The 26438-nt window shown below is 69.9% G+C and carries 26 protein-coding genes; 8 read left to right on the top strand and 18 right to left on the bottom strand.

The window, feature by feature from the left end:
• The first annotated feature begins 2 nt into the window (after positions 1-2).
• Positions 3-461, top strand: coding sequence for a nucleotidyltransferase family protein (locus DJ021_RS01315; RefSeq protein WP_133254914.1), 459 nt, complete (start codon positions 3-5; stop codon positions 459-461).
• Positions 462-464: 3 nt separating this feature from the next.
• Here DJ021_RS01315 and DJ021_RS01310 read toward each other — a convergent pair whose 3' ends face one another.
• The 5 genes from DJ021_RS01310 to DJ021_RS01290 are packed head-to-tail and all read right to left on the bottom strand — an operon-like array spanning position 465 to position 3437.
• Positions 465-884 carry an acyl-CoA thioesterase gene (locus DJ021_RS01310; protein ID WP_111455822.1) on the bottom strand — a complete coding sequence of 140 codons (420 nt, stop codon included), beginning with the start codon at positions 882-884 and terminating at the stop codon, positions 465-467.
• On the bottom strand, positions 881-1225 hold the full coding sequence (gene grxD / locus DJ021_RS01305) for a Grx4 family monothiol glutaredoxin (RefSeq protein ID WP_111455821.1): 345 nt from the start codon (positions 1223-1225) through the stop codon (positions 881-883). Before grxD ends, DJ021_RS01310 begins: the two co-directional genes overlap by 4 nt.
• A gap of 58 nt (positions 1226-1283) precedes the next feature.
• Entirely contained in the window at positions 1284-1517 is a 234-nt protein-coding gene (locus DJ021_RS01300) for a BolA/IbaG family iron-sulfur metabolism protein (RefSeq protein WP_111455820.1), read from the bottom strand.
• A 20-nt stretch (positions 1518-1537) separates the two neighbouring features.
• Positions 1538-2155 (bottom strand): LysE family translocator, encoded by a 618-nt coding sequence (locus DJ021_RS01295; protein ID WP_111455819.1) that lies wholly within the window; start codon positions 2153-2155, stop codon positions 1538-1540.
• A gap of 49 nt (positions 2156-2204) precedes the next feature.
• Positions 2205-3437, bottom strand: coding sequence for a serine hydrolase domain-containing protein (locus tag DJ021_RS01290; RefSeq protein ID WP_111455818.1), 1233 nt, complete (start codon positions 3435-3437; stop codon positions 2205-2207).
• 101 nt (positions 3438-3538) lie between these two features.
• Here DJ021_RS01290 and DJ021_RS01285 point away from each other — a divergent pair, with 101 nt between their 5' ends.
• Positions 3539-4024, top strand: a complete 486-nt coding sequence (locus DJ021_RS01285; protein WP_111455817.1) for a CinA family protein — start codon at positions 3539-3541, stop codon at positions 4022-4024.
• Positions 4025-4164: 140 nt separating this feature from the next.
• Complete coding sequence (locus tag DJ021_RS01280; RefSeq protein ID WP_111455816.1) at positions 4165-5133, top strand: BON domain-containing protein; 969 nt, start codon at positions 4165-4167, stop codon at positions 5131-5133.
• Between the two features lie 67 nt (positions 5134-5200).
• Here the strand turns inward: DJ021_RS01280 and DJ021_RS01275 are convergent, their stop codons facing one another.
• Positions 5201-5383: a hypothetical protein gene (locus DJ021_RS01275; RefSeq protein WP_111455815.1), complete on the bottom strand. Its 183-nt coding sequence runs from the start codon at positions 5381-5383 to the stop codon at positions 5201-5203.
• Positions 5384-5645: 262 nt separating this feature from the next.
• Between DJ021_RS01275 and DJ021_RS01270 the strand changes: the two genes are divergently transcribed.
• On the top strand, positions 5646-6899 hold the full coding sequence (locus DJ021_RS01270) for a hypothetical protein (protein WP_111455814.1): 1254 nt from the start codon (positions 5646-5648) through the stop codon (positions 6897-6899).
• 96 nt (positions 6900-6995) lie between these two features.
• Positions 6996-7646 carry a glutathione S-transferase family protein gene (locus tag DJ021_RS01265; protein WP_111455813.1) on the top strand — a complete coding sequence of 217 codons (651 nt, stop codon included), beginning with the start codon at positions 6996-6998 and terminating at the stop codon, positions 7644-7646.
• A gap of 18 nt (positions 7647-7664) precedes the next feature.
• Here the strand turns inward: DJ021_RS01265 and DJ021_RS01260 are convergent, their stop codons facing one another.
• From DJ021_RS01260 to purC, 7 genes are all read right to left on the bottom strand, one after another.
• Positions 7665-8843, bottom strand: a complete 1179-nt coding sequence (locus DJ021_RS01260) for an alanine racemase (RefSeq protein ID WP_111455812.1) — start codon at positions 8841-8843, stop codon at positions 7665-7667.
• Complete coding sequence (gene purL, locus DJ021_RS01255) at positions 8843-11044, bottom strand: phosphoribosylformylglycinamidine synthase subunit PurL (RefSeq protein WP_111455811.1); 2202 nt, start codon at positions 11042-11044, stop codon at positions 8843-8845. Before purL ends, DJ021_RS01260 begins: the two co-directional genes overlap by 1 nt.
• 742 nt (positions 11045-11786) lie before the next feature.
• On the bottom strand, positions 11787-13709 hold the full coding sequence (locus DJ021_RS01250) for a CocE/NonD family hydrolase (RefSeq protein ID WP_111455809.1): 1923 nt from the start codon (positions 13707-13709) through the stop codon (positions 11787-11789).
• Between the two features lie 59 nt (positions 13710-13768).
• Positions 13769-14431, bottom strand: a complete 663-nt coding sequence (purQ, locus tag DJ021_RS01245; RefSeq protein ID WP_111455808.1) for a phosphoribosylformylglycinamidine synthase subunit PurQ — start codon at positions 14429-14431, stop codon at positions 13769-13771.
• 73 nt (positions 14432-14504) lie between these two features.
• A complete protein-coding gene (locus DJ021_RS01240) occupies positions 14505-14876 on the bottom strand; it encodes a hypothetical protein (protein WP_111455806.1) in 372 nt (123 codons plus the stop codon).
• Positions 14873-15112, bottom strand: a complete 240-nt coding sequence (gene purS, locus DJ021_RS01235) for a phosphoribosylformylglycinamidine synthase subunit PurS (RefSeq protein ID WP_111455804.1) — start codon at positions 15110-15112, stop codon at positions 14873-14875. Before purS ends, DJ021_RS01240 begins: the two co-directional genes overlap by 4 nt.
• Positions 15112-15867 (bottom strand): phosphoribosylaminoimidazolesuccinocarboxamide synthase, encoded by a 756-nt coding sequence (purC, locus tag DJ021_RS01230; RefSeq protein WP_111458932.1) that lies wholly within the window; start codon positions 15865-15867, stop codon positions 15112-15114. The genes purS and purC overlap by 1 nt, the downstream gene beginning before the upstream one ends.
• 227 nt (positions 15868-16094) lie before the next feature.
• Here purC and DJ021_RS01225 point away from each other — a divergent pair, with 227 nt between their 5' ends.
• Positions 16095-16418: a DUF1476 domain-containing protein gene (locus tag DJ021_RS01225; RefSeq protein WP_111458931.1), complete on the top strand. Its 324-nt coding sequence runs from the start codon at positions 16095-16097 to the stop codon at positions 16416-16418.
• A gap of 24 nt (positions 16419-16442) precedes the next feature.
• Here DJ021_RS01225 and purB read toward each other — a convergent pair whose 3' ends face one another.
• The 4 genes from purB to DJ021_RS01205 form a co-directional block, all read right to left on the bottom strand.
• Positions 16443-17771, bottom strand: a complete 1329-nt coding sequence (gene purB, locus DJ021_RS01220; RefSeq protein WP_111455802.1) for an adenylosuccinate lyase — start codon at positions 17769-17771, stop codon at positions 16443-16445.
• Positions 17772-17877: 106 nt separating this feature from the next.
• Positions 17878-20724 carry a TonB-dependent receptor domain-containing protein gene (locus DJ021_RS01215; RefSeq protein WP_111455800.1) on the bottom strand — a complete coding sequence of 949 codons (2847 nt, stop codon included), beginning with the start codon at positions 20722-20724 and terminating at the stop codon, positions 17878-17880.
• 124 nt (positions 20725-20848) lie between these two features.
• Positions 20849-22378, bottom strand: coding sequence for a spinster family MFS transporter (locus DJ021_RS01210; RefSeq protein WP_165837075.1), 1530 nt, complete (start codon positions 22376-22378; stop codon positions 20849-20851).
• Positions 22379-22477: 99 nt separating this feature from the next.
• A complete protein-coding gene (locus DJ021_RS01205; RefSeq protein ID WP_207801744.1) occupies positions 22478-23362 on the bottom strand; it encodes a hypothetical protein in 885 nt (294 codons plus the stop codon).
• A gap of 274 nt (positions 23363-23636) precedes the next feature.
• Between DJ021_RS01205 and DJ021_RS01200 the strand changes: the two genes are divergently transcribed.
• Positions 23637-24599: a cupin domain-containing protein gene (locus DJ021_RS01200; RefSeq protein ID WP_111455796.1), complete on the top strand. Its 963-nt coding sequence runs from the start codon at positions 23637-23639 to the stop codon at positions 24597-24599.
• A gap of 21 nt (positions 24600-24620) precedes the next feature.
• On the opposite strand, the gene DJ021_RS01195 is transcribed toward DJ021_RS01200, so the two are convergent.
• A complete protein-coding gene (locus tag DJ021_RS01195; protein ID WP_243625875.1) occupies positions 24621-25937 on the bottom strand; it encodes an NRAMP family divalent metal transporter in 1317 nt (438 codons plus the stop codon).
• 128 nt (positions 25938-26065) lie between these two features.
• Between DJ021_RS01195 and DJ021_RS01190 the strand changes: the two genes are divergently transcribed.
• Positions 26066-26434 (top strand): YccF domain-containing protein, encoded by a 369-nt coding sequence (locus DJ021_RS01190; RefSeq protein ID WP_111455794.1) that lies wholly within the window; start codon positions 26066-26068, stop codon positions 26432-26434.
• The last annotated feature ends 4 nt before the right edge of the window (positions 26435-26438 follow it).

Here is a 26438-nt window from a genome sequence, read left to right as displayed (position 1 = left end):
GCTTGCCGCGTGCTCTGGACGAGACGCTGCGCGCCTTGGGCGAGGCGCTTTCGGGCGCGACGGACGACTGGTGGATCATCGGCAGCGCGGCGGTGGCGCTGCACGGCGCCCGGCCGGCGGCTATCGCCGACGTGGACGTCCTGACCACGCCCGACCAGGCGCGTCGGCTGGCCGAGCAGTGGCGCGTGGCCCCGACCCCGGCCAAGCCGCACCCGCTGTTCCGCTCCGAGGTCTATTTCCAGCAGACGGAGCTTCCGGTCGCGGTGGACGTCATGGCCGGGTTCCAGGTGAACGGGCCGGACGGATGGCGGCCGGTGTGGCCGCGGAGCCGCGTCGCCGTCGCCTATGCGGGCGCGGCGCTGTTCGTCCCGTCGAGGGCGGAGCTGATCGCCATCCTGGAGCTGTTCGGCCGTCCGAAGGATCATGAGCGGGCGGCCCTGCTGCGGTCGCTGCCGGCCTGAGCCTCAGCCAAATATCTCCACCATCCAGGCAGGGACGCGGCGCGGGCGGCCGGTGGCCTGCTCGATCAGCACCCAGGTGGTCAGGACCTGGGCGCACATGGCGCCGTCGGGACCGTCGATGCGCACGAAGCGGTCGAAGCGCGGGCCGTCGGCGGCATCCGCGACCCAGGTGCGGGCGTGGGCCACTTCGCCGAGCTTCAGGGCGCGGCGGTAGTCGACTTCGTGGCGGAGCGCCACCCAGGCCCACTTGCCCTGTTCGTCGGCCGGGGCGCGGGCGCGCCAGTGGGCGGTGGCGATCTGCTGCGCCCAGTCGAGATAGACCACGTTGTTGACGTGGCCGTTCGCATCGATGTCGGAGGGGACGGGCTCGATCTCGCGGGTGAAGACCTGGCGGCCTTCCGGCGGCGCGAGCAGCGCCGTCACGCGGTGAGCAGGCCCTGGTCTTCCAGCAGGCCCTTGAGCTCGCCGGACTGGAACATCTCGCGGACGATGTCGGCCCCGCCGACGAACTCGCCCTTCACGTAGAGCTGCGGGATGGTCGGCCACTCGGAGTAGCTCTTGATGCCTTCGCGCAGGGCGTCGCTCTGCAGCACGTCGACGCCGACGAAGTTGGCGCCCAGGTGGTCGAGGATCTGCACGACGACGGCGGAGAAGCCGCATTTGGGCTGCTCGGGCTCGCCCTTCATGAACAGCACCACCGGATGGTCGGCCACGGCCTTGGCGATGAAATCGTGGACGGGATTGGCGGTCGCGGTGTCGGTCATCGGTCGCCCTTTCGGCGGAAATCTTCAGGCCAAGAGCTAGGGAGCCCGGCCCCCAGGGTCAAGCCGGCGCCGAGGTCTCGAGCGCCAGCGCGTGCAACTCGCCGCCCATCTTCCCCTTCAGGGCCGCATAGACCAGCTGGTGCTGCTTCACCCGCGGCAGGCCCTTGAAGGCCTCGGAGACGATGCGGGCGCGGTAGTGGTCGCCGTCGCCGGCCAGGTCGTCGATCTCGATCTTGGCGTCGGGGAAGCCTTCGCGCAGGGCGGCTTCCAGGGCTTGGATGGGCATGGGCATGGCGCTGGATTAGGCGCGCGTCAGCCGAAGGTCCAGAGCAGGCTGGCGCCGAACGCCGCCATCAGCACCGCGGCGAGCCGGTCCAGCGGCCGCTGGGCGCCGGCATAGGCCTGCGCCGTCTTCGGGACCGAAAGCACCCAGGCCAGCGACACCTGCCAGACCAGGCAGGTGAGCACCACAACGGCCACCGCCGCGGCGTGGACCCACAGCGGACTGTCGGGGCCGACGTAGGCGGAGAAGATGCTGGCGAAGAACAGCACCGACTTCGGGTTGGTCAGGCAGATCCCCAGGCCCTGCAGGAAGGCGGCGCGCGCCGCGCCCGGCGGCGGCTCGGTGGCGGCCGGCTCGGCCTTGGAACGCCAGAGCGCGACCGCGAACCACAGCAGGTAGAGGCCGCCGCCGATCCGCAGCACCTTGTAGAGCCAGGGCGCCGCGGCCAGCAGGGCGGCGAGGCCCAGCGCCGCGGCCGCGCACCAGAGCACGCAGCCGGCGGTGGTCCCCAGCGCCGCGGCGAAGGCCGGGCCGCGCCCGCGTCGCATGGCGACGCGCATGGTCAGGAAGTTGCTCGGCCCCGGGATCACCGAGGTCGCGAGCGTCACCAGGAACAGCGAGGCCAGGCCGAGGAGATGCGTGCTCATCACGCCCTGATAGCGCAGCTCTGCTGCCAGGGCGTGTCAGCAGATCGTCTCAGTCGATGATCGACGAATAGATGAGGCTCTTCAGCTGGCCGCGGAAGTTGAAGGTGCCGGACGGCATCAGCTGGGTCATGAACACCATCGACAGGTCCTCCTTCGGGTCGACCAGGAAGATCGTCGAGGCCGCGCCGCCCCAGTAGTAGTCGCCGACGCCCAGCGAGCCGGTCTGCACCTGGCCCATGGTCGAGGCGAAACCGAGACCGAAGCCGACCCCCTCGTTGGCGGTCTCCGAGAAGCCCCCGATGGCCAGCTGGGTCAGGTCCTTGCCGCCCGGCAGGTGGTTCATGTGCATGATCTCGAGCGTGCGCGGCCCGAGGATCCGCGCCCCGTCCAGCTCGCCGCCCCGGCGCAGCATCTCGCAGAACCGCAGGTAGTCGGCGCTGGTCCCGGTCAGGCCGCCGCCGCCGGACTTGAACCCCGGCTCGCGGGTGAAGTCGCTGGTGGCCGGATCGTCGATCAGCTTCAGCTGCTTGTCGGGCCCGCGCTGGTAGTTGGCGGCGAAGCGGTCGACCTTGTCCGGCGCCACGAAGAAGCTGGTGTCCTTCATGCCCAGCGGGCCGAAGATCACCTCCTGCAGGTACTGCGCGAAGGGCTTGCCGGAGATCACCTCGACGAGCGCGCCGCAGACGTCGGTGGCGAGCGAGTACATCCAGGCCGCGCCCGGCTGGTAGCGCAGCGGCACCTGGCCCAGCTTGTCGAGGAAGGTCATCATCGAGTCGCTGCCGCCGATCGAGCGGACCTTGAGATCGCGGTAGATCTTGTCGATCGGGTGCTGGATGCCGACGCCCGGCAGGCCGCCGCCATAGGTGAAGCCGGCGGTGTGGGAGAGCACGTCGCGGAAGGAGACCGGCCGGTGCGGCGCCTCGGTCTTCATGTCCTCGCCCTCGCCGGAGACCCACACGCGGTGGTTCTTCCAAGACGGGACGAAGCGGCTGACCGGGTCGTTGAGCTGGAAATAGCCCTGCTCGTAGAGGGTCATCAACGCCACCGAGGTGATCGGCTTGGTCATCGAATAGATGCGGTAGATGGTGTCGTCGGTGGTGGGCTTGCCGCGTTCGCGGTCCATCAGCCCGAACGACTTGAAGTAGGCGAGGTGGCCGTGCCGGGCGACGCTCACCTGGCAGCCGGTGATCTTGCCGTTGGAAATGTAGTTGCGCTCGAGATGGTCGCCGATGCGCTCCAGGCGCTCGGCGTCGAGACCCGTCCATTGCGAATGGGCGTCCATAATAATCCTCCGGAAAATGGCGTTTGGTTTTAATTGGCGACCATCATGGGCGCCGAAACCGCGGCAAGCCAAGCGGCAAGACCAACAGAGGGGGAAGGCGGATGGAGGAGCTGGAAGCGCTGGCGCAGACGCTGGGGGAGCGGCTGAAGGCCCGGAGCGAGACCGTGGCGGTGGCCGAGAGCTCGTCCGGCGGCCTGATCTCCGCGGCCCTGCTGAGCGTGTCCGGGGCCTCGAAATACTATCTGGGCGGGGCGGTGGTCTACACGCCCAAGGCCCGCGTGCTGCTGATGGACATCCCGCGCGCGGCGCTGGTGGACGGCATGCGCTCGGCCAGCGAGCCCTACGCCCTGTTGCTGGCGCGCACGGCGCGGGAGCGGTTCGGCGCCACCTGGGGCCTGTCGGAAACCGGCGCGGCGGGGCCGACCGGCAACGGCTATGGCGACGCCGCCGGCCACACCTGCATCGCGGTGGCGGGGCCGCTGGAGATGGCGCTGACCATCGAGACCGGCAGCGAGGATCGCAGCGCCAACATGCGCGCCTTCGCGGCGGCGGCGCTGGAGATGCTGGGCCGGGCGACGGCGGACTAGGCTCCCGCCGCGATCGCTTCTCACATTTGTCGGGAAGGCGCCAATCTGACGATCAGGGGAGGAACGATCGGCGGCCCGGCTGGTTGGCGCGTCGGAGCGTCTGCGCGCGGACTCCATCACCACATCACGGAGGACCAGCCATGAGTGACTGGAACAGAAGCGGTCGTGACGACGACCAACGCCGTTACGGATCCGAGGAACGCAACCGGCGGGAATTCGGCGGCCAGGATCGGGCGCCGAGCCAGGGCCGGGGCGGCGAACAGCGCAGCTTCGAGGAACGCAGCCAGGGCGGGTACGGCCGTGCGGGCCAGGACTGGCAGGACATGCAGCGCGGAAGCCAGGGCTACGGCTCCCAGGACTACGGGCAGGGCGCCGGGGCCCAGGGCTACGGCGCTCAGCAGGGTTACGGCGCCCAGCAGGGCTACGGCTCGCAGGGCTCTGGCGCCCAGGGCTACAGGTCCCAAGGCCAAGGCTACGGTTCGCAGGGCTATTGGGCCCAGGACTATGGGGCGGAATACGGGTCCCAGGGCCGACAGCAGCCGCCGCAGGGCTACGGCGCGTCAGGCCAGGGCTACGGCGGCCAGAGCTATGGCGGCCAAGGCTACGGCGGGCAGCGCTATGGCGACGCGAACCAGCAACGGTTCGGCCAAGGCGGCGGCATGACGGGTGGCATGACGGGCGGCAATGAACGGCTGCAGAGCGTCACCGACGGCGGCGCTGACCAGGGCTTCCGCAGCCAGTTCGGCGGCCAGACCCGCGGCGGCGAGCACCGGGGCCGGGGGCCGAAGAACTACGTCCGCTCCGACGAACGGATCCGCGACGACGTGAGCGACCGGCTCGCCGACGACGCCTGGCTGGACGCCACGGAGATCGAGATCAAGGTCACCGGCGCCGAGGTGATCCTGGCCGGCACGGTGGACACCCGCGAGGACAAGCGTCGGGCGGAAGACATCGCCGAGCAGGTCTCCGGCGTGAAGAACGTCCAGAACCAGCTGCGCGTCCAGCCGATGCAGGCCGGGTCCAAGGCGGCCGGTCAGCAGGGCGCCGGCCAGGCCGGCGGGCAGCCGGGGATCGACCATGGCCGTGGCTCAGGCGGCCGGACGAGCTGATCCCACAGCGGATCTCTGACTGAGGGGCGGTCTCCGCGAGGGGCCGCCCCTTTCCATGGCCGCCAGATCAGTTCGGCGGGCCGCTCGGCGCCGCCTGGCGGCCCTCGGCCACCAGGGCGAGGCCCAACTGCTCCGCCGCCGCCGCGGGCAGCATGACCACCAGCTCCTGGCCCTCGGTGGTGCGCAGCACCAGCATCGGCTCGCCGAGCTGCGCCTCATGTGTGCAATGCCAGCTCTGCAGAAACTTCATGCCCGCCTCCGGTGCGCGTCGGGCGGCGCTCCGCCTTCGCTCCAGAAACCCCTGTGTCGAATGAAACGCCGGCCCGCCGTTGCTGCGCCGTAGCATATAGGCTGGAAATGCCCTGAAATCGCGCGCCAGGGAGGGCCGGGCGCCCAGCACTGAGGCGCGGCGGGCGACCGGGAGTCGTGGTTAGGCGTTGGCAATGCCGCCGCGCGCGGCGATGCTGGACCAACGCCAACCGCCGCGGTCACCCCATGCCCCTCATCGCCCGATGACCGCAACGACCGGCGCGCCGAGCGGCGCCCATTCCTCCGACGGGCAGGTGGCGGAGGTCGCCGGCGATCCCTTCACCGCCGTCGAGACCGGCAGCGCCATCGCCCTAGGCGTCATCTCGCTGCTGATCGCCGGCCTGCTGCCGCTGCTGCTGAGCGCACTGGCCGAGGAACGCCGGCTGTCCGCCGCCGGCATCGGCCTGGCCGCCATGCTGGAGGCGCTGAGCACCGGCCTGGTCACGGGCCTGGCGGGCATCGTGCTCAAGCCGCGACGGCTCCGGCTGGTCGCCGCCGTGGCCACTGTCCTGCTGATCGTCGCCGATCTCGCCACCGTCCGCGCCAGCGGGTCCGGCGTTTTCCTGGTCCGCACCCTGGCGGGCGTGCCGGAGGGGCTGATGCTGTGGATCGCCATCGGTCTGATCTCCCGGACCCAGACGCCGGAGCGCTGGGCCGCGGTGCTGTTTACCGGCATGGGCATCACCCAGCTGGGGGTCGCCACCGGCCTGTCGGCGCTGATCCTGCCGCGGTTCGGCGCCAACGGCGGCTATGTGACCCTGGCCTGCGCCACCGCCCTGGCGGCGCCGCTCTGCCTCGTCCTGCCGCGCAGCCTGGGCGCGGCGCCCGGCTCGGAGGGCGGCGGCGGGGGCGCGCCGCCGTTGCGCGGCTGGGTGGCGCTCGCCGGCACCCTCAGCTTTGCGGCCTCGCTGACCGCGGTCTCGGTCTATATCCTGCCGCTGGCGCGCCAGGCGGGGCTGAGCGTCGCGGTGGGCCGCACCGCCATCTCCGTCGGGCTGGGCTGCCAGATCCTCGGCGGGGTGCTGGCGACCGTGCTGGCCGGGCGCGTGCGCTACATCACCATCTTCTGGATCTGCGCCCTGGCCTTCCTGAGCACCTGGGCGACCTATGCGGTGAGTGCGCCGGCCGGCGCCTTCGTCGCCGTCACCGGCCTGGCGGGCCTGTGCGGCATGCTGGCCGGGCCGTTCCTGGTGCCGATGACCATCGAGGCCGACCCCTCCCGCCGCGCCGCCATGCAGAGCGGCGCAGTGCAGCTGCTGGCCGGCGCGCTGGGGCCGCTCCTGGCCTCCTTCGTGGTCGGCGACCGCGACGTCCACGGCGTGCTGGTGCTGGGCGCGGGGCTGCTGCTGCTGGGCCTCGCGGTGGTGACGGTGCTGCACCGGCTGGCGGTGGGGGATCGGGGGCGGGCGGTGGAGGCTGAAGGTAGCCCCCAACAAAATCACCGCGCCCTGTCGTAGGGCTCCCGGGTCGCGCGTCTTTGAGGTGAGGACGCCGCGCGGGCCGCGGGCGCCGCATCGGGCCTTCGGGCTCTCGTTCGACCAGGAGACCATGACATGACGATCCAGCTGACCGCGTTTCGCTGGGTTCCCGCGTTCGCCCAGGGCTATGTCCGCGACCTTCGGATCCGCTGGGCGCTGGAGGAGGCCGGGCTGCCCTATTCGGTGGTGTTGATCGACCCGCAGACCCAGGCCTCGGAGAGCTACCGCCAGTGGCAGCCGTTCGGCCAGGTCCCGGCCTACAAGGACGATGCGGTCGAGATGTTCGAGTCCGGCGCGATCGTGCTGCACCTCGCCGGCAAGTCCGAGGCGCTGGCGCCGGCCGACGAAGCCGGGCGGGCGCGGGCGAGCACCTGGGTGCTGGCGGCGCTGAACTCCATCGAGCCGCACGTGCAGAACCTGGTCCACCTCGACGTCTTCCATGCGGGAGAGGCCTGGACCAGGGAGCGCCGGCCGCAGGCCGAGGCGGCGCTGAAGGGCCGGCTGGCTTCGCTGGCGGCCTGGTTGGGCGACAAGCCCTATCTGGAAGACCGCTTCACGGCCGGCGACCTGATCATGACCACGGTTCTGCGGGAGCTGGTGGACAACGGGGTGCTGGCGCAGTTCCCCACGCTCGACGCCTATCGGCGGCGGTGCGAGGCGCGGCCGGCGTTCGCCCGCGCGCTGGAGGGGCAGATGCAGCCGTTCCGGGAGAACGTCCCCGCCTGATCGCGTCGGGCCCGACCGCTACTGCGACGCGCCGCGGGCCTCGACGCGGACGATGTCCACCAGGACGTCGCCGCGGACCAGGTGGATGAGGTCGTAGCGGTCCAGCGTCGGGTCGACGTGGGGCGGGACGAAGTCGACCCGCTCGCCGCGCTCGACCGGCTGGCCCTCGGGCCGCATCAGCCGGCCGTGCTCGTCGCCGAAGTAGCGGTAGGCGACGCCGGCGAACTTCGGCGTCAGCGGAACCGGCAGGGGACCGTCGGTGGAGAAGGCCTTGAGGCCGGCGTCCACCGTCACCCACGTGGGCTGGTTGGTGGTGATCACCGTGGCGGCGATGGCCAGGCTCTGCTCGAAGGCGCCGTCGGGGTCGTCCTTCAGGGCGTCGCGATACTCGCGGTCCATGAAGGCGTAGGAGCCGGGCTGGACTTCGGTGAGCACGCCTTGTGCGGCGTCGGCCTCGAAGGTGCCGGTGCCGCCGCCGGTGACCACCTCGATCACGGCGCCGGCCTCGCGCAGGGCGGCGATCACCGCCTTCAGCCGGGCCATGCCGTCGGCGACGGCGGCGGCGCGGGCGTTGGCGCCCTCCATGTGCTGCCAGCTGCCGCCGTAGCATTGGACGCCGATCAGCTTCAGCTTCGGCTGGGCGGCGATGGCGCGGAAGACCTCGAGCGCCTGATCGGCGTCGCGGACGCCGGTGCGGCCCATGCCGGGGTCGACGTCGATCAGCACCTGGATCGGGCCCTGCGCGGCGGCGCCCAGTTCGGCGGCGGCGTCGGCGTGGTCGAGCACTATGCGGAAGTCGGGAACCGCGCTGGCCACCGCCGCGGCGCGCATCGCCCACAGCGGGCCGGCGGCCGGCGAGGTGATCAGGATGGAGGCGACGCCGCCCGCCGCCATGGCCTCGGCCTCCGCCAGCTTGGCGCAGCAGACGCCCACCGCGCCGGCGGCGACCTGACGCCGCGCGATGGCGACGGTCTTGTGGGACTTGGAATGCGGGCGCAGCGCCAGGCCGGCGGCCTTCGCGCGGGCGGCCATCCTGGCGAGGTTGCGCTCGAAGGCGTCGAGGTCGATCACCGCGGCCGGCGTCGGGATGCGGGCGGCCGAGCCGGGCTGGCCGAGGCTGGCCAGGGTCGCGGCGACGTGCGGCTTGTCGGCCAGCGCCCCGAGGTCGGCGCGGATCTGTTCGGCGGGGCGGTCCATCAGGCGCCCATGTAGCCGGGCATCCAGCCCTCGTGGGCCTGGCGCAGGCGGCTCATGGGCAGGTCGAACAGGCCGGGGGCCGACAAGCTGTCGCCGCCCACTTGGCCGATGACCGAGGCGTGGACCCCGGCCGCGGCGGCGGCGTCCAGAACCGCCTTGGGATCGGCGACGGCGACCAGGTAGCGGGCCTGGTCCTCGGCGAACAGCAGGATGTGGGCGTGGGCGTCGGAGTTGACCCGCAGGCTAAGGCCGGTGCGCGACGCCAGCGCCATCTCAGCCGCCGCGGCGATCAGGCCGCCGTCGGAGAGGTCGTGCACGACGGGGGTCTTGCCGGCGAGGATCAGGCCGCGGACCAGGTCGCCGGTGCGGCGCTCCAGGGCCAGGTCGACCGGCGGCGGGGCGCCGTCCTCGCGGCCGAGCAGCTCGCGCAGGTACATGGACGCGCCGAGCTCGCCCTTGGTCTCGCCGATCAGCACCAGGGTGTCGCCGGGCCTGGCGCCGGCGAAGTCCGCCCGCTGCGTGGAGTCGGCCAAGAGGCCCACGGCGCCGACCGTCGGGGTCGGCGGAATGGCCGCGCCGTTGGTCTCGTTGTAGAGGCTGACGTTGCCGCTCACGACCGGGAAGTCCAGCTCGCGGCAGGCCTCGGCCATGCCGTCGATGCAGCGGACGATCTGGCCCATGATCTCCGGCCGCTCGGGATTGCCGAAGTTCAGGTTGTCGGTGATGGCGATCGGGTCGGCGCCCACGGCGGTGAGGTTGCGCCAGGCCTCGGCGACCGCCTGCTTGCCGCCCTCGTAGGGGTCGTTCTGGACGTAGCGCGGGGTGACGTCGGAGGTGACGGCCAGCGCCTTGCCGGTCCCGTGCACGCGCACGATGCCGGCGTCGGCGCCGGTGGAGGAGTCGTCCAGCGTGTCGGCCATCACGTGGCGGTCGTACTGCTCCCAGAGCCAGCGCTTGGAGGCCATGTCGGGGGCCGCCATCAGCTTCAGGATGGCTTCGGCGTAGTCCTTGGGCGCCGGAACGGCGGCGGGCTCGATCCGCGGCTGCGCCGTCGGCGCGACCCACGGCCGGTCGTAGAGCGGGGCGTCGTCGAACAGCGGCGCGAGCGGCACGTCGGCCACCACCTGGCCCTTGTGCTTGAGCACCATGTGGCCGGTGTCGGTGGTGCGCCCGATGGTGGCGGCGTCGAGGCCCCACTTGGCGAAGATCCGCTCGCCGTCGGCCTCGCGGCCGGGCTTGAGAATGGCCAGCATCCGCTCCTGGCTCTCCGACAGCATCATCTCGTAGGCGCTCATGCCGTCTTCGCGCTGGGGCACGGCGTCGAGGTCGAGCTCGATGCCGACGCCGCCCTTGCCGGCCATCTCCACCGAGGAGGAGGTCAGGCCGGCCGCGCCCATGTCCTGGATGGCGGCGACGGCGCCCGACGCCATCAGCTCCAGCGTCGCCTCGATCAGCAGCTTCTCGGCGAACGGGTCGCCGACCTGGACGGTCGGGCGCTTCTCGTCGGAGGCGTCGTCGAACTCCTGGCTGGCCATGGTCGCCCCATGGATGCCGTCGCGGCCGGTCTTGGAGCCGAAATAGACCACCGGCAGGCCCGCCGACGGCGCGGCCGAGTAGAAGATCTTGTCGGCGTCGGCCAGGCCCACGCACATGGCGTTGACCAGGATGTTGCCGTCGTAGCCGCGGTGGAAGTTGGTCTCGCCGGCGACGGTGGGCACGCCGACGCAGTTGCCGTAGCCGCCGATGCCGGAGACCACGCCGGACACCAGCCGCCTGGTCTTCGGATGGCTGGGATCGCCGAACCGGAGGGCGTTGAGCAGGGCGATCGGCCGCGCCCCCATGGTGAAGACGTCGCGCATGATGCCGCCGACGCCGGTCGCCGCGCCCTGGTAGGGCTCGATGAACGAGGGGTGGTTGTGGCTCTCCATCTTGAAGATGCAGGCCTGGCCGTCGCCGATGTCGACGACGCCGGCGTTCTCGCCCGGGCCGCAGATCACGCGCGGGCCGGTGGTGGGGAACTTGGCCAGGTGCTTGCGGCTGGACTTGTAGGAGCAGTGCTCCGACCACATCACCGAAAAGATGCCGAGCTCGACCAGGTTCGGCTCACGGTTCAGCCGGCGTACGATCAGGTCGTACTCCTCCGGTTTCAGCCCGAATTCGGCGGCCGATTCGGCCAGGGTTTTGGAAGGCGCGGCGCTCATGGCCGCCTTCTAGCGAGGTTCTGCGCGGGGCGCGATAGGCGGGAGCATCGGCGGCTGCTGTCGGTTGGTCGCACGCTCGGCGTCGGGCCAGACGTCGCAGAACCGGGGGCGAACACGGTCAATCAACAGTCCAACGACAATCGCCAGCAACAGCAAGAGACCGGCGGCCGTCGGGCCGGAGCGCAGGCGCGCTCCGGCCCCTTTATGCGGCGGTCACCACCGGTAGGCGTGGTGCGCAGTCATGGCTCCCGATCCTGCGGGTAGACGCGCCAGTAGAAGGACTTCCACGGGCAGGCCGGGACGCGCCGCGCGTTCAGGAAGCTCGGTATGGCTCCAGGCGTGACACGCGTCTGAGGCTTGGCAACCAGGAAGTCGAATGCTCGGCGAAAGGCCGCGTAGGTCGCCACACCGCCATTTGCCTCAAGATCACGATGCCCGTCTGGGAGTATTTCGAGCGTAGAAAGAGTATTCGAACCATCGTGGCGGTTAATGATTACGAATTTCTGGGGGTCTCTGGTCCAGAAAAGGACGGCCTTCGTGCCATCGGAATACTGACATTGAGCGCCAGATGTTATATTCGATTCATAATATTCAATGTGGGATTCGTCAGGTAGTCTCGTGTCAACAGAACCGGCAAGGAGGGTGAGGAGGAGTCCTAGCATTGCCTTAGACTACTCCTCATAGGTGTTTGCGTACACGTCGGTGGAATCCAGTCCATGGAACAAAGATAGAACAAATTTTGTCAGGGCGCCACCACCGGCAGCTCGACGGCGCTCGCCTGCGGGCCTGAGTGGTAGACCCGCTGGGTGGCCTTCACGTAGTCCGCCGGCCTGGCGAAGAAGATGTTGGGCACGAAGGTCTGCGGGTTGCGGTCGTAGAGCGGGAACCAGCTCGACTGAACCTGCACCATGATCCGGTGGCCTGGGAGGAAGACGTGGTTCGTGGTCGGCATCACGAACCGGTACTTCTCCACCGCGTTGGCGGGGATGGCGGTGGGGTGCTCGAAGCTCTCGCGGTAGCGGCCGCGGAAGATGTCCATGGCCACGCCCAGTTCATAGCCGCCCATCTCCGGCTGCGAGGGCACGGTGTCGGGATAGACGTCGATCAGCTTCACCACCCAGTCGGAGTCCGTGCCGCTGGTGGAGGCGAACAGGTTGACGATCGGCGCGCCGGAGACCTGCACCGGCGCGGTCAGCGGCGGCGAGACATAGGTCAGCACGTCGGGGCGGCCGTCCACGTGCCGCTGGTCGGTCTCCAGCCAGTAGCGCCACTGGTCGGCGTCGTCCGAGCGCACCGGCCGGCGCACATAGGGCACGGGCTTGGCGGGATCGGAGACGTACTCGTCGAACGCCGGCGCGGAGGCGGGCGGCGGCGCGAAGCCCAGGCCCTGGCCGGGCTGCAGGTAGAGCGGCTTCATGCTCGCCGCGCAGCCGCTTTCGCAGGCCGGCGGCCAACGCTGGAGGCGCTGCCACTGGTCGGTTCCGGTCTGGAAGATGAACACCGGCGGGGTGTCGGCCTTGGGGCCGTTGGTCTTCAGCCGCGCGTCGAAGAACGGCTTCAGCACCTCGCGGCGGAACTGGGTGGCGGTGTCGCCGGGCAGCTTCAGGGCGCCGAGGGTGCGCTGCTCGTAGTTGACGCCGGAGTGGCGCCAGGGGCCGAGCACCAGGAAGTTCATGTCGTTGGCCGCGTCCTTGGGCTCGGTGGCCGCGTAGGCGTGGACGGCGCCCCACATGTCCTCCTGGTCGAACAGGGTGCCGATCCACATGGTCGGCACCTTCAGCGGCTGCTTGGCGAGGATCCTGTCGAGCGCCTGCTCCTGCCAGAAGGCGTCGTAGGCGGGGTGCTCGCTGAGCTTGCGCCAGAAGGGGATCTGGTCGAGGCCGGCGGCGCGGGCGAAGTCGCCGGCCGAGCCGGCGCGGCGGAAGTTCTCGTAGTCGTCGAAGCCCTCGCGCGGGATCGAGGAGCCCTCGCCGCGGGCGCTCATCTGCTCGGAGAAGTAGTCGAGGTTCACCTGCCGAAAGGCGCCGTAGTGGAACCAGTCGTCGCCCATCCAGCCGTCGACCATCGGGCTCTGCGGGGCTGCGGCCTTCAGCGCCGGGTGCGGGTTGATCAGCGCCATGGCGGTGGTGAAGCCGTCGTAGGACGAGCCGATCATGCCGACGCGGCCGTTGGACTCCGGCAGGTTCTTCACCAGCCAGTCGATGGTGTCGTAGGCGTCGGTCGCGTGGTCGACCTTGGTGTGGTTCAGCGGCCCGATCACCGGCCGGGTGACGACGTACTCGCCCTCCGAGCCGTACTTGCCGCGGATGTCCTGGTAGACGCGGATGTAGCCGTCCCTGACGAAGTCCTCGTCCATCTGCGCCAGGGTGGCGTCGATGTGCGGCGACAGGGTGCGCTCGGCCCGCTTCCTGGCGTTGTAGGGCGTGCGCGTCAGCAGGATCGGCGCATCCTTCGCCCCCTTCGGCATGACAATGACGGTGTAGAGCTTCACGCCGTCGCGCATCGGGATCATCACCGTGCGCTTGACGTAGTCGTAGGCGCCGCGCGGGAACTCGAACTTCGGCGGAATGTCCGGCGTCATCGGCGGCGTCTGGGCGCCGGCCGCGGCGAACGAGAGGGCCAGCGCGGCCAGGGCGAGCGCGACGCGCAGCGGGGCTTTCGACATGCAGGTCCTCGGATCGATGACGCCGCGACCTTAGCCGTGGGCGGACCGTCCTAGAAGCCTCAGGCGCTGGCGAGCGCGCTCTGGAAGAGGAGGGCGCCGTCGGCCGAGCCGAGCTCCGCCTCGAAGGCCCGGTCGGGGTGCGGCATCAGGCCGAGCACGTTGCCGCCGGTGTTGACGATCCCGGCGATGTTGCGGGCCGAGCCGTTGGGGTTCTCCAGGTAGCGGAACACCACCTGGCCCTCGCCTTCCAGCCGGTCGAGGGTCGTCTCGTCGGCGAAGAAGTTGCCCTCGCCGTTGCCGACCGTCATCGCCACTTCGCGGCGGCCCTTGTAGCCGGCGGTGAAGCGGGTCTGGGCGTTGGTGACCTCCAGCTCCACCGGCTTGCAGACGTATTTCAGGCGCTCGTTGCGCAGCAGGGCGCCGGGCAGCATGCCGGCCTCGCAGAGGACCTGGAAGCCGTTGCAGATGCCGACCGTCGCCACCCCGCGCTCGGCGGCGGCCTTCACCTCGGCCATGATCGGCGACAGCGCGGCCATGGCCCCGCAGCGCAGGTAGTCGCCGTAGGAGAAGCCGCCCGGCAGGACGATCAGGTCGATGCCGGCAGGCAGGGCGGTGTCGCCGTGCCAGACCATGTCCACCGAGGCGCCCGTGGAGCGCTCGATGGCGACCTTGCAGTCGCGGTCGCAGTTGGAGCCGGGGAAGACGATGACGGCGGCTTTCATCGGGAGAGTTCCGTGTGCGGGGAGGGCGTCAGGTGGCGGAGGCGGGCCGGCGGGTCAAGACTGGCGGCAGAGGTCATTTCCGCCGCCAGCTCTTGAGGCCGTCGAGATAGGCCTGCAGCTGTGCGTAGCCGGCGCGGTCGCCGTAGGGGCAGCCGGTGGTCTTCACCTCGCCGCCCGCGGCGCGCTGCATCATGATCGCCGGATGGCCGGGCGCGCCGGGCTCGGTGATCAGGAACGAGATCCGGCCGTCCGGGCTCGAATAGAAGCGGTAGGGCTCGTTGGGGTCCTTGGGCGCGGGCGTCAGCGGCTGGGCAGTGACCCGGGCCTTCAGGGCTTCGAACGGCTGGGCGCAGTCGAGCTGGAACGGCGGGGTGGTCGCCGCGGGCTTAGGCGCGCAGGCGCAAAGCGGGAGTGTGAGGAGGGCGAGGGCGCTCAGCGCCCTCACGCCACCTCCACGCGGTAGCTCTCGATCACCGTGTTGGCCAACAGCTTGTCGCACATGGCCTTCACCTCCGCCTCGGCGGCGGCGGGGTCCTGGGCGGCCAGGTCGAACTCGATGGTGCGGCCGACGCGGACGTGCTCGACGCCGCCCCAGCCAAGGCCATGCAGCGCCTGCTCGACGGCCTTGCCCTGCACGTCGAGGACGCCGGGCTTGAGGAAGACGTGGACCTTGGCGCGCACTAGTGGAGGCCTCCCTGAATGACGGTCGGCATCTCCTTCATGATTCCGAGCCGGCGGGCCACTTCGGTGTAGCTCTCGATGACGTTGCCGAGGTCGCGGCGGAAGCGGTCCTTGTCCAGCTTCTCGTTGGTCTGGGCGTCCCACAGGCGGCAGCTGTCGGGGCTGATCTCGTCGGCCAGGATGATCCGGGCGAAGTCGTTCTCCCAGATGCGGCCGAACTCGATCTTGAAGTCGACGAGGGTGATGCCGACCGCGCCGAACATGCCCGTCAGGAAGTCGTTCACCCGCAGGGTGAGCGCCATCATGTCGTCGATCTCCTGGGTCGAGGCCCAGTTGAAGGCGGTGATGTGCTCCTCGGCGACCATCGGGTCGTGGAGCTTGTCGTCCTTCAGGTAGAACTCGATGATCGAACGCGGCAGGGCCTGACCTTCGGGCATGCCGAAGCGCGTCGACAGCGAACCGGCCGCGACGTTGCGGCAGACCACCTCCAGCGGGATGATCTCGACCTCGCGGATCAGCTGCTCGCGCAGGTTCAGCCGCTTGATGAAGTGGGTCTGGACGCCGATCGAGCCCAGCCGCGTCATGATGTATTCGCTGATGCGGTTGTTGATCACGCCCTTGCCCTCGAGCACCGCCTTTTTGGTGGCGTCGAAAGCCGTGGTGTCATCCTTGAAATACTGGATCAGAGTGCCGGGCTCGGGACCTTCGTAGAGGATCTTGGCCTTGCCCTCGTAGATCTTCTTACGACGGGTCATCTTCACGCCTTCTCCGTGAGCGGGGCTTGCCGGTCGGGGGAACTAAAAACGCGCGCGGCTGATCCTCGCGCGCGGCTCCGACTCGGCCTCTCGCTCAATATGAGGCCGCCGGAAATTAGCGGATGCCGCAGCGCGGCGCAAACCTCGTGGATGGGACCCGCCTTTCGATTGCGGGGTCGGGCCCGGCACGATATGTGACGCCGTTCGTGCCGCTTTCCGGGGACCACATGACCACCTTTGACGACCGTGAACAGGGTTTCGAGAAGAAGTTCGCGCTCGATCAGGAGCAGGAATTCAAGGCCTCTGCGCGCCGTAACCGCGCCTTGGGCGAGTGGGCGGCCGGCCTGATGGGTCTGCAGGACAAGCATGTCGCCGAGTACGCTCAGGCGGTGGTGAAGTCCGACTTCGAACAACCCGGCGAGGACGACGTGCTGCGCAAGGTCTTCGAAGACCTCAAGGGCGCCGGCGTCACGATCACCGAGGGCGAAGTCCGCATGAAGATGGCCGAACTGCTGGCCCAGGCCCGCGAAAGCGTCCGCTCGGGCTCCTGAGGCCTTGCGCGCGGCTGCGGACACCTACTCCGCGGCCCTGGCGGCGGCCAAGGCCTGTTCGCCGAACACCCGCCCGAAGATCACGTCCACATTCTTGAAGTGGTAGCCGAGGTCGAAGAGCTCGGCGAGCTCGGCCTCGGTCAGGGTCACGTCCGGATCGGCCTTCAGCAGGTCGAGGAAATTGCCCTCGCCGCGCCAGACCTTCATCGAGTTGCGCTGAACGGCCGCATAGGCGACCTCGCGAGCGACGCCCTTCTGGGTCAGCGCCAGCAGCACCCGCTGGGAGTGCACCAGGCCGCCGAGGCGGTCGAGGTTCTTCAGCATGTTCTCCGGATAGACCACCAGGCGCTCGACCACCGAGGCCAGCCGGCGCAGGGCGAAGTCGAGGTGGATGGTGGTGTCGGGCGCGATGCCGCGCTCGACGGAGGAGTGGCTGATGTCGCGCTCGTGCCACAGCGCCACGTTCTCCAGCGCCGGGACCACCGCCGAGCGGACCAGCCGCGCCAGGCCCGTCAGGTTCTCGGTGAGGATGGGGTTGCGCTTGTGCGGCATGGCGCTCGACCCCTTCTGGCCGGGATCGAACGGCTCTTCGGCTTCCAGCACCTCGGTGCGTTGCAGGTGGCGGATCTCCACCGCCAGCCGCTCGATGGAGGAGGCGACCACGGCCAGCGCCGCGAAATAGGCGGCGTGCCGGTCGCGCGGGATCACCTGGGTGGAGACCGGCTCCACCGCCAGGCCCAGCTTGCCGGCCACATAGGCTTCCACCTGCGGGGCGACGTTGGCGAAGGTGCCGACCGCGCCGGAGATGGCGCAGGTGGCGATCTCGAACTTGGCCATCGCCAGCCGTTCCTTGGCGCGCTGGAACTCGGCGTAGTGGCCGGCCAGCTTGACGCCGAAGGTGGTGGGCTCGGCGTGGATGCCGTGGCTGCGGCCGACGGTGGGGGTCAGCTTGTGCTCGAAGGCCCGGCGCTGCAGGGCGGCGAGCACCAGGTCGACGTCCTCGAGCAGCAGATCGGTGGCGCGGACCAGTTGCACGGCCAGCGTGGTGTCGTTGACGTCGGAGGAGGTCATCCCCTGGTGCAGGAAGCGGGCCTCGGGACCGACGATCTCGGTGACGTGGGTGAGGAAGGCGATGACGTCGTGCTTCACCTCGCGCTCGATCTCATCGATGCGCTCGGCGTCCCAGAGGGCGTCGCGGCCCTTCTCCCAGATCACCTTGGCGGCTTCCTTGGGGATGACGCCGAGATCGGCCATGGCGTCGGCCGCGTGGGCCTCGATCTCGAACATGATCTGAAAGCGCGTTTGCGGCGCCCAGATGTCGGCGGCTTCCTTGCGGGCGTAGCGGGGGATCATGCGGGGGGTGTGTGCGCCACGGCCCCCCGAAGTCAAGTTTCCCCTGGGGTAAGACTGAGAAAAAGTGGGGGCGGCGAGCTCAGGCGCCGCCCCCACAGTCGCATGGCTACTGGCGATAGCTCAGGCGGAAGTAGAAGAACCGGCCCGGCGCGTCGTAGGCGTTCGGGTCGTAGTTGTTGAGGCCGCAGCTGATGCAGCCCGGCGGATCCTTATCCAGCAGGTTGTTGACCCCGACGGCCACGCTCCAGGAGTCCAGGAAGCTCGGGGTCCAGCGCACCTGCGCGTCGAGGTAGGTGCGGGAATCCAGCTTGTTCTGGTTCTGGGCCTCGACCACCGAGGAGATGTAGCGGGCCGTGACCGTGGCCCCCCAGCTGCCGCGGTCCCAGTCGACGATCAGGTTGGACTTGGTCTTCGGATAGGCCTGGTCGGGGCTGCCGCGCTCCGTGCCCTCGCGGGTGATCGGCGTCAGGCCCGTGGAGGTCGGTACGCTCTCGGTGAACTCCAGCAGGCGCGTCGTGTAGGAGCGCACCGTGAACCGGCCGAGGCTGCTCTCCGGGGCGACCCAGGTCAGGTTGAGGTCCACCGAGCGGGTCTTGATGCCGCCGATGTTGATCAGCGGGTTGGTGATCGCCGACACCGCGCCGGAGGCGGTCCGGGTGATGGTGCTGCAGGCCAGCGGGTCGCCGGTCTGGGCGCAGCGGCCCAGCAGGGTCTCGCCGCTCTGCGCCTGGATGGCGTTGTCGAGCTGGATGTCCGAGTAGACGATCTCCGCCGAGCCGCCGCTGGCCCAGCTGACGGTCTTCAGCCAGGCCGGCTGCCACACCGCGCTATAGGTCCAGCTCTCGCTGGTCTCCGGCTTCAGCGCGGTGTTGCCGCTGGTGATGACCGGCAGCTGCGGGTTGAGCTGGACGTAGCTGCCGTTGGCCGGCACCCCCTGGGCGAGGCAGTTGGCCCGCACCGTGGCGCTGGCCCCTGAGCCGTTGAGGTTGGAGCAGGGGTCGACGACCTCCTGGTCGAAGCGCGAGGCCGCGCCGTAGAGCTCGCCGATGCTCGGCGCCCGGAAGCCCTGGCCCCAGGCGACGCGGACCAGCACGTCCTCGATGGGCCGCCAGAGCAGCCCGGCCTGGTAGGTGGAGTCGCGCCCGGAGGTCGAATAGTCGAACCAGCGGCCGGCGACCGAGGCCTCCAGCCGGTGGACCAGCGGCAGGTCCTTGAGCAACGGCGCGCGCAACTCGCCGTAGGCCTCATTAACCTGGATCGAGCCCCGCGCCGGCTGGGCGGGGATGTCGGAGGAGAGGCCGGCGGCGACGATCGGGTCGGGCTGGAAGAAGCCCTCGGTCTCGCGCCGCTCCAGGCCGGCGGCGAAGGCCAGCGGTCCGGCCGGCAGGTCGATCAGGTCGCCGGTGAGGTTGAGGGTGTAGTCCCGCAGTTCCTGCTGCGAGGTGTCCTGCTGGGTGAAGCCGATGAAGCTCAGCATGGCCGGGGTGATGGTGCCGACGCCGCCGAACAGGTTCAGCGGCACGCAGGCGCCGGTGCACTGCGATACCGGGCCGAGCGCCTGCTGCACCCGCGCGGAGTTGACGTTGCCGGTGAAGGTCTGCTGGGCATGGTTGCGCGAGAACACCGCGTTGGCGTCCCACGCCCAGGTCCTGCCGCCGACGTCGAACTCGCCGGCCAGGGTGCCGGTGACGTTCCAGGTGTCGACGGTCTGCTCGTAGTGCCGCGGGCCGGCCTCGATCATCCGGCGCAGCACCGCGGACAGGGTGCCGGGTTGCAGGGTGTAGCCGAAGGGGTTGTAGGGGTTGCTCGCATCGATCGACACGGTGTCGAGCAGGTTGCCGTTGCCGGCGTCGGGGCCCACGAACAGCGGCAGCGGCGCGGCCTGGTTGGCCGATTTGCGCTGCACGTAGCTGGCCCTCACCCGCAGGCGCAGCTTGTCGGAGAACTCCTGGGTGACCGAGCCGAACAGGCTGACCCGCTCGGTCGGGATCAGGATGTAGTTGTAGGGCTGGAAGTCGAAGGCGTCGGCGGTGGTGAACGGCTTGAAGCTGCCCGCCGCGCTGGTGGGATCGCTGGGGATGTAGACCGGCCGCTGGCCGGGCTGCAGCGCCTGGCGCAGCGTCAGGTCGAGGTCCTGCCCGGTGTTCGGGTCATGGACCAGGAACCGCCCGAGCGGAGTGCCGGAGGAGCAGCCGCCGGCCAGGCAGGAGGTGGCGTAGGGGTTGGGATAGCGGGAGATGTCGCGGTCGTTGGCGAGCACCGGATCCTGCTTGAAGTAGCCGCCGCCGAGCACGACGTGGGCGCGGTCCTGCCCGACGCCCCAGGAGACGTTGTAGTCCTGGCCAAAGCCGTCGCCCTCGCCGAACTTCCCGAGCTGGGCCGAGGCCTGGAAGCCGTCCTGGCGGTCCTTGGTGATAATGTTGACGACGCCGGCGATGGCGTCGGAGCCGTAGATCGACGAGGCGCCCTGCTGCAGGATCTCGGTGCGGCTGATCATCGCCGTCGGGATGGTGTTCAGGTCCACCGCGCCCGGCACGCCGGAGGCCGCGGCGCCGGAGACCCAGCGCAGGCCGTCGACCAGCACCAGCACCCGGCGCGAGCCGAGGTAGCGCAGGTCGATCTCCGCCGAGCCCGCGCCGACGCCGCCGCCGTCCGGCGGATTGCCGAAGTTGCCGGAGTTGTTGAACTTCGAGTTCAGGCCGCCGCCGGCGGACGGGATCCGCTGCAGCACGTCGACGGTGGAGGTGAGGCCGGACTTGGCCACGTCCTCCTGGCCGATCTGGATCACGGGCTGGTCGCGTTCGAGCGGGCTGGTGCGGATGCGCGAGCCGGTGACCACGACCTCGGAAACGCTGGCCTCCCCTGGAGGCGGGGTCTGGGCATGGGCTGCGCCGGCCGCACAGGCGGTCAGCAGGGCGAGCACGGAGGCGGCGCCTGTCAGGTGGTGTTTCATGGAGTTTCCCCCTTGGGCGCGACGGTGGTCGAGCCATCAGAACGCGGAGGATGCCCCCTTGACGCCGGGTCTAGTCAAGCCTCGGTAGCGTATCGGCAAACTGCACTTAACAGTTGTGAATCACTCAGTCGCCTTCGCCGCGGTCGGCGCGGGCCCTGGCAAGCGCTTCGACCAGTCCGAAGGACGCCAGGAAGTAGTGGAGGGCGCCCCAGAGGATGAAGCACAGGGCGACGATGATCCCCTGGCGGGTGGCGAGCACCAGGCTCCCTTTGCAGGCCGCGGCCAGCTCAGGCGCCGCGCCATGCGCCGCCACCCCGCCAGGACAGGCGGCCTGGTAGGCCGCGCGGTCGGCGCCGAAGAAGCCGGCCACCGCCTGGCCCAGGCCCGGCATGTCCGGATGCGCCAGGTGGAAGGCGGCGAAATGGTCGATCACCCAGCCGGTGAACGGCGGGCCGCCGCCCAGCGCCAATAGGTTGAGGAAGAAGAACAGCAGGGCCGTGGCGGTCGCCCGCCGGCGGGTCTCCACCATGTTCTGCACCACGCCGAAGGTGGGGCCGAGATAGGTGTAGGCGAAGATCCCCGGGACCAGCAGGATCATCGCCGCGGCCTGCCAGGACGACTGCAGGTAGACCGAGATGTAGATCGGCGCGGCGATGGTCAGGCCGATGGCCGGCGTCAGCGCGTACCAGCGGGCGCTGCGCCGGGCCAGGCGGTCGGTGAGGAACCCTCCAACCAGCGTTCCCAGCCCCGAGGACAAGCCGCCCACCAGGCCGACGATCAGGCCGACCTGGGCGTAGTTCAGTCCGAAGGCGCGGATGAAGTAGGGCGGGATGAACTGGCCCGAGCCGTAGCCGGCGAAGGAGACCAGGGTCACCCCAAGCACCATGTTGGCCACCGGCCACTTGCCGAACAGGGTGCGAATCACCGCCCAGGTCTCGGACAGCTCTCCGCCGAGGCCGCGGCCAGGCGCGGCAGGCTCCACCACCGCCTCCAGCGGCGGCGCCACCCCCTCGAGAGCGACCGCGTCGGGCTCGGAATGGCCGCGCGGCGGCTCCTTGACCAGGACCTTGATCGCCACGGCGATCAGCACCCCGGGCAGGCCGACGAGCATAAAGGCCACGCGCCAGGAGAAGTTCTGCGCCAGCCAGCCGCCGGCCACCGCCCCGAACATGGTTCCGAGCGGGATGCCGAAGGAATAGACGCTGAGCGCCGAGGCCCGCTTCTTGGGCTCGAAATAATCGCTGATCAGGGAGTGGGCCGGCGGCGACAGACCGGCCTCGCCCACTCCGACCCCGAACCGGTAGGCCGCCAGCGCAGTGAACGAGCCCGCCGTGCCGCAGAGCGCGGTGAAGGCCGACCAGATGACGACGGCGGCGGCGATGATGTTGACCCGGCTGAACCGCTCGGCCAGCCGCGCGATCGGAATGCCCAGCAGGGTGTAGAGCAGGGCGAAGTAGAGCCCGCCGAGCAGGCCCAGCTGGGTGTCGGTGATCTTCAGGTCGACCTTGATGGCCTGACCGATGGTGGCGATGATCGTGCGGTCGATGAAGTTGAAGGTATAGGCGGTGACCAGCAGCCCCAGCACCAGCCGCTTGTAGCCGTCGGAGAAGTAGACCCTCGAAGGCGCGGCGGCCCCGGCCGGCATGGCGGTCATCTGGCGCTTCCCCGTACTGTTCTTATGCTCGCCGCCCGCACTCGGGCGACGGCTTTCAAACGGATGTTAGGACGAAGCAGGCGCGGCTGGATAGGGGGCTCAGGCGGCGCGGCCGGCTTCCCAGTCGGCCAGCACGCCCAGCGTCTCCACGCGGGCGAACATCCGCTGCACGTTGACCAGATTGTCCCGCACGATGCGGGCGGCGGCGGCAAGCTTGGCGGACGGGGCCTGGCAGGCCAGCCCCTTCGGCGTGCGCACGCAGAAGCCCTGCGCCTCCAGCAGCGCCACGTGGCGGCGCGTGGTCTCGGCCGGCAACTGCAGCCGCGCCGCCAGCGTCGAGGCCCGCACCGGCCGGCGGGCGGCCAGGGCCGTCCAGCCCTGGGCCCACGGATCGGCGGCGGTCAGGCCATCGGTATTGCAGCGCGCCATCTCCAGCAGCACCGCCCCGCTGACCACATCTCCGGCCAGGGCCAACAGGCCGTCGGCGGTCCGCAGCATGTATTCGGCGATGGCCCGGTTGACGGCCCGCACCGGCGGCGGCTCGGCGGAGCCCGCCGGCCGCGGCCCCGGCGGCGGCAGGGCGCCGACCGCGCGCAGGTCGGCGTGGAAGCGCGCCAGCCGTTGGTGGCGGGCCTGCTGGATGGCGTTGTAGGGCGGCGATGTGACCACTGACCGCGGGACGTGGACACCGCGCGGCGTGAGCACGCAGATCCCGTCGCGCGCCAGCTTGCGCACGCGGCGGCGTACGGTCTCGAACGGCAGGCCCAGCGACTGGGCCACGGCGTTGACGCTGACCGGGCGCCGCAACTCGTCCGGCGCGGCCGTGTCGAGCCCGGCGTAGGTCGCGGCGAGGTCGCGGTCCTGGTCTACCGGGGCGAGGTTGGCGTCGAGGATGGCGGTCATGAGCAGCGGCGCCAGCAGGTCGCCGCCGGCGCGGCTGATCTCCACGGTGTCCAGCACGAAGCCCAGGGACAAACGGGTCACCTGCCATTCGACCACCGACATAGAGGACGCCGGTTTCCCCGGCGGCTGGAGCATCCCCTGCATGGGCGCGAGGTTGCGGGGCGCGGGGGCTGGCGGTCAACCCCTTGGTCGGGCGAAGGTTTTGGTTGATCTCATCCGGCGACGAATTGCATCCATTCAAGCCGGCTTAAAAATTGTATGCAAAAATCTTGCATAATTCGGCCGCTGCGGCGAAGCTTGCGCATCGGAATGTCGGAACGGCAGCGCAACGTCGCTGCAAGGGAAGGGGACTGCAATGAAGGCCATCGTCTATCTGGGAGCCGCGGTCGCGGCGCTGCTGACCGCGACCTCGGCGGCGGCGCAATTCATGCCGCAGAACGAGCCCATGCCGGTCTCTGCGCCTAAGATGCCCGAGCAATTCTGGTCGCCGAAGCCGACCACCTCCACGCCGTACGTGGGGCCGAACAAGGTGCACTGGAAGCTGAAGGAGATCCTCGCCGCCCACCGCGGGCAGACCGACTGGGTCCAGCCGCTGGTGCGAAATCCCGAGCAGGAGGCCGATTACATCTCGCTCGGGGCCGGCAAGAAGACCAAGGCAAAGATGTATGCAGACGATCGCGTGGTCTGGATCGTCCAGGACGGCGAGATGAAGGTGACGATCGCCGGCGCCGAGCCGTTCACCGCCACCAAGGGCTTCATGGTCAACGTGCCGTTCCGCCACGTCTATACGATCGAAACCGTGGGCGATAAGCCGTCGCTGCGCTTCGAGGTGCGCCAGGCCCACGCCCTGCCGCTCTATCCGCTGTCCGAGACCCCCGACGCCGTGCCCGGGCGGACCTATATGAAGGTCACCGGCCAGCCCGGGCCGGCGAACATCGGGACCAGCAACCCGCTCTACGTGGACTTCTGGAAGCAGATCGCGGTGGGCGACAAGACCTACGGCGGCAAGTTCGTGTGGGACGACCACTGGACCAGCAACATCCTGCGCGGGAAGGCCGCGCCGGTGCCGCCGGCCAGCAATCTCGGCCACTTCCACGTCGACTGGACGGAGTTCTGGTTCATCATGGAAGGCAAGATCGGCTACCAGATCGAAGGCTTCCCCTACTTCGAGGCCGACCAGGGCGATGTGGTCACCGCCGTCCAGGGCCGCTGGCACCGGGCCGGCAACAGCCCGCTGGCGCCGATGTCGACGCGCATCCCGTTCAACCCGCGCCCGCCGATCCTGCACAACTTCGAGCCGCCCGCGGCGGGGCAGTAGCGGGCGCCGGGCGGGGCGGCTTCAGCCGCCCTTGCCCATGGTGGCGAACATGCCGATGGCGGCGGCGGCCATCACCGCCGTCGCGGCCCAGCCGACGAACTTGAGGGGCCGCGACAGGGTGAACCGGCCCATGACCTCCTTGCGGCCGGCGATCAGCATCATCATCCCCATCACCGGCACCGCCACCACGCCGTTGATCACCGCCGACCAGAACAGCGCCTTGATCGGGTCGATGGAGGTGAAGTTCAGCGCCGCGCCGACCACCGTGGCGCCGGCGATCATGCCGTAGAAGGCCTTGGCTCGGTGCGGCTTGCGGGCCAGGCCGACGTGCCAGCCGAAGGCCTCGCCCACCGCGTAGGCCGCCGATCCCGCGAGCACGGGGACCGCGAGCAGGCCGGTCCCGACGATGCCCAGGGCGAACAGCAGGAAGGTCATCTGGCCGGCGATCGGCCGCAGCGCCTCGGCGGCCTGGGCCGAGGTCTGGATGTTGGTGACGCCGTGGGCGTGCAGGGTGGCGGCGGTGGTCAGGATGATGAACAGCGCCACCAGGTTGGAGAGGCCCATGCCCAGGTAGGTGTCCAGGCGGATCCGTTTCAGCTCGCTGCGCGCCTGTTGCGGGGCGCGGGCCAGGGGGATGGCGCCGTCGCGCTCCTTGACCTCCTCCACCTCTTCCTCCGCCTGCCAGAAGAACAGGTAGGGGCTGATGGTGGTGCCCAGGATGGCGACCAGGGTGGTGAGATAGGCCGGGGTCCAGTCGATGTGCGGCGCCACCAGGCGGTAGGCCACCGACCCCCAGGGGATGTGGACCACGAAGGCCACGCCGACATAGGCGAACAGCGCCAGCGTCAGCCACTTGAGCACCGAGACGTAGCGGGAATAGCGGACGAACACTTCCAGCAGGATGGAGACCAGGCCGAACAGTCCGACGTAGAGCAGCTCCGGCCCGCCGATCACCAGCCGCAGCCCTGCGCCCATGGCCCCCAGGTCCGCGCCCAGGTTGATGGTGTTGGCGACCAGCAGCATGCCGACCATGACCGCCAGAACCGGGCGGGGGTAGTGCTGCTTGAGGTTGCCGGCGATGCCGCGGCCGCTGACCCGGCCGATCCGCGCGCTGATCTCCTGGATGGCGCACATCAGCGGCCAGCTGAACAGCATCACCCAGGCCATGTTGAAGCCGAACTGGGCGCCGGCCTGGGAATAGGTGGCGATGCCGCTGGGGTCGTCGTCCGACGCGCCGGTGATCAGCCCCGGGCCCAGCACCTGCAGGAGCTTCGGGCGCTCAGGCTGTTTCACCATCTCCGAAGGATCGGGAGCGCCGGGGGCGGTGGTTTCGGCCATCTGGACCTCGGGTTGAGCGGGCGTGGCCCCCTAACGGCCAATGGCGAAGGTCGGTTGCCGCGGCCGGCTTCGCTCAGGTGCGCCGGGCCGGCGACGTGCTAGAGGTTACGGCTTGGCGGAGCGACTATATGCGATTGCTATTGAATCTCCTGTGGTTCGTGCTCGGCGGCTGGATCTCCGGCACGCTGTGGCTGCTGGCCGGCCTGGTGCTGGCGGTGACCATCGTCGGCCTGCCGTGGACCCCGGCCGCATTCCGGATCGCCGGGTTCAGCTACTGGCCGTTCGGGCGGGTGGTGGTCGACCAGGGCGGCGGGACCACGAGCGTGCTGCTGAACATCCTGTGGTTCCTGCTCGCCGGCTGGTGGCTGGCGCTCCACCACATCGTCCTGGCCGCGGCGCTGGCGGTCACGATCATCGGCATCCCGTTCGCCTGGCAGCACGTGAAGCTGGCCATGCTCTCCCTCACCCCGGTCGGCAAGGCGGTGGTGGAGGCCTGACCGC

Origin of the sequence: Phenylobacterium hankyongense (assembly GCF_003254505.1) — a bacterium.
Classification (GTDB): domain Bacteria; phylum Pseudomonadota; class Alphaproteobacteria; order Caulobacterales; family Caulobacteraceae; genus Phenylobacterium; species Phenylobacterium hankyongense.
This window is presented reverse-complemented; position numbering and strand designations above follow the sequence as displayed.